At 67.9% G+C, this 12,421-nt stretch carries 7 protein-coding genes and 1 pseudogene; 7 read left to right on the forward strand and 1 reads right to left on the reverse strand.

What is annotated here, in order from left to right; genetic code table 11:
- From ASC93_RS08050 to ASC93_RS08080, 7 genes and pseudogenes are all read left to right on the forward strand, one after another.
- A pseudogene (locus ASC93_RS08050) lies at positions 1-184 on the forward strand (5-dehydro-4-deoxyglucarate dehydratase); the annotation flags it as partial.
- Between the two features lie 28 nt (positions 185-212).
- Entirely contained in the window at positions 213-1,793 is a 1,581-nt protein-coding gene (locus ASC93_RS08055) for an aldehyde dehydrogenase (NADP(+)) (RefSeq protein WP_056439895.1), read from the forward strand.
- A 145-nt stretch (positions 1,794-1,938) separates the two neighbouring features.
- The gene (locus ASC93_RS08060; protein WP_056439896.1) at positions 1,939-3,330 is read left to right on the forward strand and encodes an MFS transporter; all 1,392 of its coding nucleotides are present in this window, start codon (positions 1,939-1,941) and stop codon (positions 3,328-3,330) included.
- Positions 3,323-4,210 carry an SMP-30/gluconolactonase/LRE family protein gene (locus tag ASC93_RS08065; RefSeq protein WP_200958284.1) on the forward strand — a complete coding sequence of 296 codons (888 nt, stop codon included), beginning with the start codon at positions 3,323-3,325 and terminating at the stop codon, positions 4,208-4,210. The genes ASC93_RS08060 and ASC93_RS08065 overlap by 8 nt, the downstream gene beginning before the upstream one ends.
- Before the next feature lie 402 nt (positions 4,211-4,612).
- Positions 4,613-5,233 (forward strand): flavin reductase family protein, encoded by a 621-nt coding sequence (locus tag ASC93_RS08070; protein WP_056439898.1) that lies wholly within the window; start codon positions 4,613-4,615, stop codon positions 5,231-5,233.
- Between the two features lie 278 nt (positions 5,234-5,511).
- A complete protein-coding gene (locus ASC93_RS08075; RefSeq protein ID WP_056439901.1) occupies positions 5,512-7,713 on the forward strand; it encodes an NADP-dependent malic enzyme in 2,202 nt (733 codons plus the stop codon).
- A gap of 234 nt (positions 7,714-7,947) precedes the next feature.
- A complete protein-coding gene (locus ASC93_RS08080; RefSeq protein WP_082547854.1) occupies positions 7,948-8,991 on the forward strand; it encodes a DUF4380 domain-containing protein in 1,044 nt (347 codons plus the stop codon).
- Positions 8,992-9,096: 105 nt separating this feature from the next.
- Here the strand turns inward: ASC93_RS08080 and ASC93_RS08085 are convergent, their stop codons facing one another.
- Positions 9,097-12,048 carry a TonB-dependent receptor gene (locus ASC93_RS08085; RefSeq protein WP_056439903.1) on the reverse strand — a complete coding sequence of 984 codons (2,952 nt, stop codon included), beginning with the start codon at positions 12,046-12,048 and terminating at the stop codon, positions 9,097-9,099.
- Positions 12,049-12,421 lie beyond the last annotated feature (373 nt).

Raw genomic sequence — 12,421 nt, forward strand, 5'->3', positions numbered from 1 at the left:
CGAATTCTTCCTGCCCTACCTGGCGATCCGCAACCGCAAGGCCGGCTACGCCGTGTCGATCGTCAAGGCCGGCGCGCGCCTGGTCGGCCACGACGGCGGCCCGGTGCGCGCACCGCTGACCGACCTGACGCCGGAAGAATCGGACATGCTGCACAAGCTGATCATCGCCCAGGGCGCCCAATAACCACCGCTACGACCAGGAAAACAGACACATGAGCATCCAAGGTGAAATGATCATCGGCCGCCGCGTCGTGCGCGGCAGCGCCGGCACGACCCGTGCCTTCAATCCGTCGACCCGCGCGCAGATGGAGCCGGAATTCGGCCTCGCGACGGAAGACGACGTCGCCGCCGCGTGCGCGCAGGCGGAACTCGCGTTCGACCCGTACCGCAGCCTGCCGCTCGAACAGCGCGCACGCTTCCTGGAAACCATCGCCGACCGCATCATGGACATCGGCCCGCTGCTGATCGAGCGCGCGTCCGCCGAATCCGGCCTGCCGGCGGCACGCCTGGAAGGCGAACGCGGACGCACCTGCAACCAGCTGCGCCTGTTCGCCAAGGTCGTGCGCGACGGGCACTTCCTGGAAGCGACGCTGGATTCCGCCCTGCCGCAGCGCACGCCGCCGCGCTCCGACCTGCGCATGCGCAAGATCGGCCTGGGCCCCGTCGCCGTGTTCGGCGCGTCCAACTTCCCTCTCGCATTCTCCGTCGCCGGCGGCGACACCGCGTCCGCGCTGGCGGCCGGCTGCCCGGTCGTGGTGAAGGCGCACAGCGCCCACCTGGGCACGTCGGAACTGGTCGGCAAGGCCGTGCGCCAGGCGGCCGAGGACTGCGGCATGCCGGACGGCGTGTTCTCGATGCTGATCGGCGAAGGCCGCGTGGCCGGCCAGGCGCTGGCCGCGCATCCGGCCATCAAGGCGGTCGGCTTCACCGGTTCGCGCCAGGGCGGCCTCGCCCTCGTGCGCACGGCGAACGCGCGCCACGAGCCGATCCCCGTCTATGCCGAAATGAGCAGCATCAATCCGGTGTTCATGCTGCCGGGCGCCCTCGCCGCCGGCGGCGCCAAACTGGCCGGCGCCTTCGTCGATTCGCTCACGCTGGGCGTGGGCCAGTTCTGCACCAACCCGGGCCTCGTGATCGCCCTGGCCGGCAAGGACCTGGACGCGTTCCGCGCCGCCGCCGCCGAGGCCTTGGGCGCCAAGGGTGCGGGCACGATGCTCACCGCCGGCATCCATCAGGCTTACGTCGACGCCGTCGGCCGCCGCTCCGGCATCGCCAACGTGGAACTGGTCGCGCAAGGCAGCGCCGAAGGCACCGGCTGCGCCGCGCAGGCCGCGCTGTACGCCACCGACGCCGCCACGTACATCGCCAGCCCGGCGCTGGACGAAGAGATCTTCGGCCCGGCGTCGCTGGTGATCGCGTGCCGCGACGAAGCCGAGATGCTGGCCGTGGCGCGCCACCTGGAAGGCCAGCTGACGGCCACCGTGCACGCCGCCGCCGCCGACCGCGAACTGGCCGCCGGCCTGCTGCCGACGCTGGAGCGCAAGGCCGGCCGCGTGCTGTTCAACGGCTTCCCGACCGGCGTCGAAGTGTCGCACGCGATGGTCCACGGCGGCCCGTTCCCGGCCACGTCCGACAGCCGCTCGACGTCGGTGGGCGCCACCGCCATCGAACGCTTCCTGCGTCCGGTGTGCTACCAGGACGTGCCGGCCGACCTGCTGCCGGAAGCCCTGCGCGACGACAACCCGCTGGGTCTCGCGCGCATGGTCGACGGCACGCTGCAGGTCGCGAAATAATCATCATGTAGACGTTTAGCAGCACAGGGTGGCTGGTACGATGTGCCGGCCACCCGCCGTCGCCCGCCCATCCGGCGGCGACGGCAACGGCCGGAGGAGACGCCGGCCGCGCACAAGTCGGCACAACCTGATAGAAGGCCTGACCATGACACGCAATCGCACAAGCGACGCCGCCCCGACCGCCGGCGGCAACTTCCGGTGGACCATCTGCGCGCTGCTGTTCTTCGCCACCACCGTCAACTACCTCGACCGCCAGGTGCTGAGCCTTCTCGCGCCGTCGCTGTCGAAGGAATTCGGCTGGTCGAACACCGACTACGCCAACATCGCCGCCGCGTTCCAGTTCGTGTACGCGATCGCCCTGCTGCTCGCGGGCCGCATCGTCGACCGCCTCGGCACCAAGACCGCGTACACGCTCGCCATCGTCATCTGGTCGGGCGGCGCCGTCGCCCACGCGTATTCGATCGAACTCGGCGCCGGCCTCAAGGCCATTCTCGGCCTCGCCGTGCCGGCCTCCGTCCTCGGCTTCATCGTCGCGCGCACGATCCTCGCGATCGGCGAGGCGGGCAACTTCCCGGCCGCGATCCGCGCCACCGCCGAATACTTCCCCAAGTCCGAGCGTTCGTTCGCGACGGGCATCTTCAATTCCGGCGCCAACATCGGCGCGATCCTGGCGCCGCTGACGGTGCCCGTGCTCGCCGCGATCTGGGGCTGGCAGGCCGCGTTCATCTGGATCGGCGGCATCGGCTTCCTGTGGGTCGTGTTCTGGGTGTTCCTGTTCGACGAGCCGGCACGCCAGCGCCGCCTGTCGCGCACGGAACTCGACTACATCCGCAGCGACGACGCCGGCGCCGCGCCGGTGGCCGCGACCGGCCCCGCGCCCGGCTGGCGTACGCTGCTCGGCCTGCGCCAGACGTGGGCGTTCATCGTCGGTAAATTCCTGACGGACGGCGTGTGGTGGTTCTTCCTGTTCTGGCTGCCGAAATACCTGACCGACAAATACGGCATGGCCACGTCCGACCTCGTGCTGCCGCTGGCCGTCCTGTACAGCATGACGATGGTGGGCAGCATCGGCGGCGGCGCGCTGCCGACGCGCTTCATGCGCCGCGGCGACGCGCCGTACGACAGCCGCATGAAGGCCATGCTCATCATCGCCTTCTTCCCGCTCGTCGTGCTGCTGGCGCAGCCGCTGGGCCACTTCGGCTACTGGGTGCCCGTGATCCTGATCGGCGTCGGGGCCTCGGCGCACCAGGCGTGGTCGGCCAACCTGCTGACGATCACGTCGGACCTGTTCCCGCGCCATTGCGTCGCGTCGGTGGTCGGCATCGGCGGACTGGCGGGCGGCATCGGCGGCGTGCTCGTCACCAAGGTCGGCGGCAGGCTGTTCGACTACTACGGCGGCCTGGGCCAGATCCAGACCGGCTACATGATCATGTTCGCGTTCTGCGCGCTGGCGTACCTGGCGGCGTGGATCATCATGAAGATGCTCGTGCCGACCCAGGCGACGGCCCGCCTGCCGGAGGAGCTGGCGCATGCCTGACGCGGTCGTGGAAAGCATCAGTGGCGTGCGCTGCACCGTCGGCGAGAGCCCGGTGTGGCACGCGGCCGAGCAGGCCTGGTACTGGGTCGACATCCCCGCGCGCCGCATCTGGCGCCTGGATCATGCGACCGGCAGCACGCGCCACTGGACGGCGGCCGAGATGGTCGCCTGCATCGCGCCGCGCGCCAGGGGCGGCCTGATCGCCGGCATGGAGACCGGCGTCTTCGCCGTCGACCTGCAGGATGACGGCACCGTGCGCGCCGAGCGCCTGGGCGCGCCGCCGGAACTGGCGCCCGGCATGCGCTTCAACGACGGCCGCACGGACCGCCAGGGCCGCTTCTGGAGCGGCACGATGTGGATGGACATGGCCGCGGCGCTGCCGATCGGCCGCCTGTACCGCTACGACGCGGCCGGGCTGTCGGCGCCGCTCGTCTCCGGCCTCGTCACGCAGAACGGCCTCGCCTGGTCGCCCGACGGCCGCACGATGTACCTGTCCGACTCGCATCCCACGCGCCGGCGCGTGTGGGCGTTCGACTACGACGTGGACGCCGGCGTCCCGCACGGCCGGCGCCTGTTCGCCGACATGGCCGCGTACGCGGGCCGGCCGGACGGCGCCACGATGGACAGCGACGGCTGCTACTGGGTCGCCGGCAACGACGGCGGCAGCCTGCTGCGCTTCACGCCGGGCGGGAAGCTGGACCGCGAACTGGCGCTGCCGGTGCCGAAGCCGTCGATGCCCTGCTTCGGCGGGCCGGCGCTCGATACCCTGCTCGTCACCTCGATCGTGCAGCCGGGGCGCGAGGACGATCCGCTGGCGGGTGCGGTGCTGCTCGTGCGGCCGGGGGTGTGCGGAGTGCCTGAGGTGGCGTTCGGCGGGTGAATGGTGTGACATCGTTCGATGGAACGATGTCGGTGTCCATTCAAGTGCCGGTGGAACGCTCGGGGTCGGCGACCTCCGCCCACACGGATGCAAGCGACATGCGAGCGTCACGTGTGGGCACGGGGTGCCCACCCTACGGGCGCGTGCACGATGTCGTAGGGCGGGCGGCCCCGCCCGCGTGCGACACGCGAACGTCACACGTACGCACGGTATCGTAGGGTGGGCGGCCCCCGCCCACGCGGATGCGTGCGACATGCGAACCTTCCGCGCGGGCACGGGGTGCCCGCCCTGCGAGTTTTGGTGTCGCGACGCGTCGGTTAGTTGCAAACAACCGGGAAACGATGGCGTTGCCCACACCCGCGGCCCGATGCGGTATCGTGACGGCCGCACACAGGAGTCCCGATGAACGACAGCATCCATTTCTACGAACCGCGCGCCGGCCACGGCCTGCCGCACGATCCCTTCAACGCCATCGTCGGGCCGCGTCCCATCGGCTGGATCTCGTCGCGCAGCCGCGCCGGCACCCTCAACCTCGCGCCGTACAGCTTCTTCAACGCCTTCAATTACACGCCGCCCATCGTCGGATTCGCCAGCATCGGCTACAAGGACACCGTCCGCAACGTCGAGGAAACGGGCGCGTTCTGCTGGAACCTGGCCACGCGCGCCCTCGCCGACCGCATGAACGCCACCTGCGCCGCCGTGCCGCCCGACGTCGACGAATTCGCGCTGGCCGGCCTGACACCCGTGGCGTCGCGGCTCGTCGACGTGCCGCGCGTACTGGAAGCGCCCGTCTCGTTCGAGTGCCGGCTCACCCAGGTCGTGCGGCTGCAGGGCGCCGACGGGCAGGCCGTGCCGAGCTGGCTCGTGCTGGGTGAAGTGGTCGGCGTGCACATCGACCGGGCGCTGCTCACGGACGGCGTCTACGACACGGCGCGCGCGGGCCACATCCTGCGCGGCGGCGGTCCGGCCGACTATTTCGAGGTCGGGCCGGCGCAACTGTTCCGCATGTTCAGGCCGCAGTGATATACGTAATATCTGGCGAACTAAGCAACAAAGCCCGCGATCACGTATGATCGCGTATCGCCGTCGACCACGGCGCCCCCGTCTACGCCTGCGCCAGGAGCGCGCGTACAGCCCCGGCCATCCGCGCCGTGCGGGCGACGGGCGGTGCCCGCGGCACCGCTTTCGACTCGAAACGCGGCGCATGTCCCGGCACACGTCACCCCCGCGGTCCCTGCCGCGCACGGGACGGCAGCAAAGAATACACAACATCGTCCGCGCCAAGCGGCATAGGAGAAGCAATGAGTACCGAAAGCAGCCTGAACGAGGCTAAAGACACCCAGTTACGCGCCGACGCGCTCGAATACCACCGCAGCCCCGTGCGCGGCAAGATCGAGGTCGTGGCGACGAAACCCCTGTCCAACCAGCGCGACCTGTCGCTCGCCTATTCGCCCGGCGTGGCCTACGCCTGCGAGGAGATCGCCGCCAACCCGGCCACCGCCGCCGAATACACGTCGCGGGGCAACCTGGTCGCCGTGATCTCGAACGGCACCGCGGTCCTCGGCCTGGGCAATATCGGCCCGCTGGCCAGCAAGCCCGTCATGGAGGGCAAAGGCTGCCTGTTCAAGAAATTCGCCGGCGTCGACGTGTTCGACCTGGAGCTGGCCGAGAACGATCCCGATAAACTCATCGAAGCGATCGCGATGCTCGAGCCGACCGTCGGCGGCATCAACCTGGAAGACATCAAGGCGCCCGAGTGCTTCTACATCGAGAAGAAGCTGTCCGAGCGGATGAACATCCCCGTCTTCCACGACGACCAGCACGGCACCGCCATCATCTCGTCCGCCGCGCTGCTCAACGCGCTGAAGGTCGTCGGCAAGGACATCGGCCGGGTGAAACTGGTGGCGTCCGGCGCGGGCGCGGCGGCCATCGCCTGCCTCGACATGATGGTGAGCCTGGGCGTGAAACGCGAGAACGTGTTCGTCGCCGATTCGAAGGGCGTGATCTGGCAGGGCCGCGAAGCGAACATGGAAGCCAACAAGGCCCGCTACGCGCAGGATACGAGCGCGCGCACGCTGGCCGACATCGTGAACGGCGCCGACGTGTTCCTCGGCTGCTCGACGGCGGGCGTGCTCACCGGCGACATGGTGAAGACCATGGCCGACCGCCCCGTCATCCTGGCCCTCGCGAACCCGGAGCCGGAGATCCGTCCCGAAGTGGCGAAGGCCGCCAGGCCGGACTGCATCGTGGCGACCGGCCGTTCGGACTATCCGAACCAGGTCAACAACGTGCTGTGCTTCCCGTACATCTTCCGCGGCGCCCTCGATTGCGGCGCGACGCGCATCACGACCGAGATGAAGCTGGCGTGCGTGAGCGCGATCGCCGAACTGGCCGAGGCGGAAGCCAACGACGCCGTCGCCGCCGCGTACGCCGGCCAGGACCTGACCTTCGGCCCCGACTACATCATCCCGAAACCGTTCGACCCGCGCCTGATGGCCGCCATCGCGCCGGCCGTCGCCAGGGCCGCGGAAGCGTCGGGCGTCGCCACCCGTCCGATCGCCGACATGGACGCCTACCGCGACAAACTGGGCGAGATGATCTACCACACCGGCTTCTTCATGAAGCCCGTGTTCGCCAAGGCCAAGGCCGCGCCGAAACGCGTCGCCTACGCCGACGGCAGCGAACCGCGCGTGCTGCGCGCCGTGCAGACCGTCGTCGACGAGGGTCTCGCGAAGCCCGTCCTGATCGGCCGCGCGGCCGACGTGGAAAAAGCGATCAAGCAGTCCGGCCTGCGCCTGAAGCGCGACGTCGACTACACGCTCGTCGAGGCCGAGGGCGACACGACCCTGCAAGGTGCCCATCTGCTGAACGCCGGCCAGGTCGACTCGCTGATCTGCGGCATGCAGGGCAGCTACGACACCCACCTGGCGCACGTGAAGAACGAGATCGGCCTCGCGCCGGGCGCCGACGTGCTGGCCGCGATGAACGCGCTGGTGCTCGACAAGATGACCCTGTTCATCACCGACACCTATGTCAACGACAATCCGTCGGCGCAGGAACTGGCGGCGATCACGAAGCTGGCCGCGACAGAGATGCGTCACTTCGGCGTGGAACCGAAGGCGGCGCTGGTGTCGCATTCGATCTTCGGCTCGTCCCAGCGTCCGTCCGCGCAGCGCATGCGCGACGCGCGCGCCCTGCTCGCCACGAGCGCGCCGGAACTGCCGGTGCTGGGCGAAGTGCATGGCGACGCCGCGCTGTCGGAAGACATCCGCCGCGTGTACCAGTCGGATGACGGTTTCGCCGGCAGCGCCAACCTGCTCGTGATGCCGTCGCTGGACGCCGCCAACATCCTGTTCAACGTGCTCAAGGTCACGTCGGGCAAGGGCGTGACGGTCGGCCCGATCCTGCTGGGCGCGGCGAAGTCCGTGCACATCCTGAGCCCGAGCGCGACCGTGCGCCGCATCGTCAACATGACGGCGCTGGCGGTGGCAGAAGCGCGCTAGGACCTTCTGCCAAAAAGAAGCGCGCCAGCGTCCATTTGACTGGCTCGTATCGCCAGCAGTAAGACCGTCGCCCCTGCGCAGGCAGGGGCCCAAGATCGTCGCATCTCGCAGCATGCGAACTTGGGGTGGAAACTGCGAAAAGAAGCCCGGCAAACACTCGGGGACGCGCCCCCGAGTGCCGGATTCTTTGCTAAGCTGTCAGGCTGAAACCGATTTCACACAGCCCGACATATCATGCCCATTCCACGCAAGACCGCCCTCGCGCTGGCCCTGCCCTGCGCCCTCATGGCCGCCGCCCACGCGGCGTCCGACATTCCCGTCCACACCCTCGACAACGGCAGCGTGCGCGCGACCGTCACGGACGCCATCGGCGGCCGCCTGCTGTCGTTCGGGCTGGCCGGCCAACCCAACTTCCTCAAAGTCGATACCCGGGCCGGCGATCCCGGCGCGCCCGTCGACGCGAGCACCGACAACGTCGGGTATCTCGGCCACGAAATCTGGGTCGGACCGCAAAAGGAATGGTGGTCGCACCAGGACGTGAACCCCGCGCGCGCCGGTGCGCCCTGGCCGCCCGATCCCTGGCTGAGCCTCGCCCGCTACAAGGTCGAGGACAAGCGCGCCGACGCCATCACGCTCGCGAGCCCGGCCAGCCCCGTGAACGGCCTGCAGCTCGTGAAGCGCTACAGCCTCGTCGCCGGCAAGCCGCACAGCCTGCGCCTGGACGTCGACGCGGCGAACATCCGCACGAGCCAGGTGGCCTGGGACATCTGGTTCAATACGCGCGCCCACGCCGACACGCGGGTCTATGTGCCGGTCGCACGCCGCGAGGACGTGCGCCAGCAGGCCATCGAACCCAAGCCGGACATGGTGCCGCTCACGTGGACGCTGGCGGACGGGCTGTTCTCGCTCGACGCCTACCCGGCCGGCAAAGGCCAGCCGCACCGCAACGGCAAGATGCTGCTGCAGCCGGCGGGCGGCTGGATGGCGGGCTTCCACGACGGCCAGGTGCTGGTGATCCAGTTCGCGCACCAGCCGCGCGCGGCCATCCATCCGGACCAGGGCCAGATCGAGTTGTACAACGACTGGCAGCCGGACGCGCCCGACAAGGGACTGATGGAGATGGAAGTGCATGCGCCGTACGTCCGGCTGGCGCCGGGGCGGCACATGCAGGCGTCGGAGCTGTGGACCCTGCTGCCTTACGACGGGCCGGACACGCGGGCGGCGCAGGTGGCGTTCCTGCGGACGAACGCGAAGGCGTTGGGGTTGGAAGGACTGTGATCGTATGAACGTCGCCCCCGCGGAGGCGGGGGCCCTATTTTGCATGCGCCGACGAGACGCCCGCAGAACTGGGGTCCCTGCCTTCGCAGGGACGACGGTGTTACATCAGAAGCTGTAGCGCATCTTGGCCGTATAGCGCGGCCCCGACACGAACCATGCGCGGCCCTTGAACCCGATGCCCTGCTGCATCAGCTGGCGGGTCTTGGAGTCCGTCAGGTTCTGCGCTTCCACGCCGAACGCCAGCCGCTCCGTGATGTTGTAGAACACCGAGGCGTCGAGCTGGCCGTAGCCGTCGGACCACACCGGCAACGCCCACGCCACGTTGTGCTGGCCATAGGTCGGGCTGCTCGGGTTGGTATCGGTGCCGTCCGTGCCCTGCGTGCCGTTCACGTTCACGTTCTGCAGGTTCTTCGAGCGCCAGTTCCAGGCCAGGCGTGCCGACAGCGGTCCCTTGTCGTACATGAGCGCCAGGTTGTACGTCTGGCGCGACAGGCCGATCAGCGGCAGGTCGCCGAACGTCTTGCCGTCGATGTCGCAGCCGTTCAGGTTCAGGTTGTAGTTGTCGGCCGTATTCCCGCCCGAGCAATACACGGAGTGCACCGGCGTGTGCAGGTCGATCTTGCTGTCGACAAAGGTGAAGTTCGCCTGGACGCCGAAGCCCGACAGCCAGCCCGGCAGCATGTCGAAGTACTGCTGGTACGCGATCTCGGCGCCGCGCGCATGGCCGTCCGCGCCGTTCACGGGGCCCGTCACGGTGAACGTGTACGGCTTGCCGGTGTTGTCCGACACGTTATAGCCGTAGGACTGCTTGATGATGACGTCCTTCAGCTGCTTGTTGAACAGCGCGAAGGTCAGCGAGCCGGACGGCGCGAAATACCACTCGGCCGTCAAGTCATACTGGTGCGAACGGACGGGGCGCAGGTTCGGATTGCCGGTGCCCGTACCCGTGTAGGTAACGAGGCCGCTGGAATTGTCCACGTTCTGCGACAGCGTCGTGTAGCCCTGCAGGTCGCTGAAATCGGGGCGCGAGATGCCGGTGGACAGGCCGAAGCGGAACTGCAGCTTGTCGGTCGCCTTCATGCGCAGGTTCAGGCTCGGCAGCACGTTGTTGTAGCTGTTGCTGAAGTCCTGCTTCTGGGAGAAGCCGGTGAAGACCGGAATGGCCGGGCCGGTCGACGTGCTCGGCGTGAACACCGTGTAGCCGTGCGCCGTCATGTCGGTCTTCACGTAGCGCACGCCGATGTTGCCGTCGACGGGGTATTTCAGGTCGTCGAAGCCGAAGCGCAGTTGCGAATACAGCGCGCCGGTCTTCTCCTTCTGGTCGTTGATGCCGGCCGGGTCGGTGCCGAACGTGGCCGGATTCCACGACGTGCACTTGCCGCTGCCGTCGTTACACAGCATGTTCGGATACGTGTGCAGCTGGGCATACGTGCCCGGATAGCCGGTCGCCAGCGACACGGCCGGGAAGACCAGCGCCGGCACTGACGTGTTGTTGTTGAAGAAGTTGTTGAACGAGTGGATCTGCACCTGGTTGTTGAAGCGCGGGTCGCCCAGGTACGCGAGGCTCGACAGCGTGCTGGTCGGACCGACCTGCCAGGTCTGGGTGACGGCCGCCCAGTTGTAGCTCGGGTTCGAGTTCTCGTTGCGCGAGTCGCGGTCCGTCAGGCGCACGCCGAAACGGATGTCGCGCAGCACCGGATGGTCGAAGTCATACTTCGCGTCCGACCGCCAGGCCCATTCGCCGGCCTTGCTGCGGTCCTGGTGTTCCATCGTGAACGCCCAGTAGTAATGGCTCGGATCCGCCAGGTAGGCGCGGTCGGCGTCCGTGAACGACAGCGAGGGCACGTCGCCGCGCAGGTCGACCGTCTCGCTCGGCATCTGCACGCCGGTGGCCACGGTCGAGTCGAAGCTGCTGGTCGTGGCGCGGATGCGCTGCAGGTCCGTGCTCAGGGTCCAGCGGTCGTTCGGGCGCCAGCGCACGTTCCACGCGATGTCCGTCGTGTCCGACTTGCGGTCGGCCGAGCGCGTGTCGCCGCCGAAGTTGATGCCGTTGTCCTGCGGATCGGTCAGCGTGCCGGTCAGCAGCGCGCCCTTCGAATCGAACGTGGCGTCCGGGCTGACCTTGATGTTGTAGGGGCTGGACTGGGCGAAGATCGCCTGCTCGTCCCAGTGCATCTTGTAGCGCGACTTGAAGAAGGTGAGCGAGGAGCTGAGCGTGCTGTCCTTCTTCCACTGCAGTGCGCCGTAGGCGCCTTCGCGCTTGCGCTCGAATTGCAGCGTGCGCCATTGCGAGCCTTTCGGCACCCAGACGGTCTTGCCCGACACGACGTCGGCGCGCGGATAGTAGGGCTCGACCTGGAACGCGTCCGTGCGGTCGCCGTGCTCCGAATACGCGAGGTCGACGAGGGCGCCGACTTCGCCGAAGCCGGTCTTCCAGCGGTTCGAGAACATGAAGGAGGCGGACGGCTGGCGCTTGCCTTTCTTGAGTTCCGAGTAGGTGTCTTCCACCGTCAAGGCAAACTTGCGGCCCTTGTAGTCGAACGGCATCGCCGTGCGCAGATTCACGAGGCCGCCCACGGCGCCTTCGATCTGTTCGGCGGACGGATTCTTGTAGATGTCGACGCCGGCCATCAGTTCGGGCGGCACGTCTTCGAAGTTCAGCGCGCGGCCGCCGTTGGCGGAGAACGAATCGCGGCCGTTCAGTTCCGAGCGGACGTACGAGAGGCCGCGCACGTTCACGCCCGAGCCTTCGACCGAGTAGTGTTCCGGGTCGCCCTTGGACATGGTGCGGTCGATCGTGACGCCGACGACGCGCTGCAGCACTTCCGTCACCGAGCGGTCCGGCAGCTTGCCGATGTCGTCGGCCACGACCGAGTCGACGATCTCGTCCGAATTCTGCTTGATCTTCTGTGCGGACTGCAGCGCGGCGCGCTGGCCCGTCACGACGACGACGTTGGCGTCCTGGGTTGCCTGGGTCTGCGCCAGCGCGGTGCCGCCGGCGAGCAATGCGATCTGGCCCACTGCGACGGCGATCGCGGTTCTCTTGAATCGAGTCATGTAGTCTCCTGTGCTCTGTTTGTGGTGCCCCGCTTCAACGGCGGGGCTGGTTACGACTGCGGATGAATACGGCCACCCTGCGGCGGCCGCAATAATGGGTCAGTGCGAATTCGGGGCTGCTTGCCGGAACGCGGCACGGCCGGATCGGCGTTGTAGAGAGGTCGGGATCATGGTCCCGGTCCGGAATGATCGGCGATGGCCGGCGGAGGTTGGCATTGTTGTCTCCATGCTTTATTTATTGCACAGGCGATGTAGTCGTTATGGTCTTGTAATCGGTTTCATGAGTGTAGTGATTCAGCGTGATTTTTGTCAAACGCCATAACATCACTGTTGTACGCTAACATCGTATGTATATTTTATTTGCGAAAAAGTA

Origin of the sequence: Massilia sp. Root335 (assembly GCF_001425685.1) — a bacterium.
GTDB lineage: Bacteria > Pseudomonadota > Gammaproteobacteria > Burkholderiales > Burkholderiaceae_D > Telluria > Telluria luteola.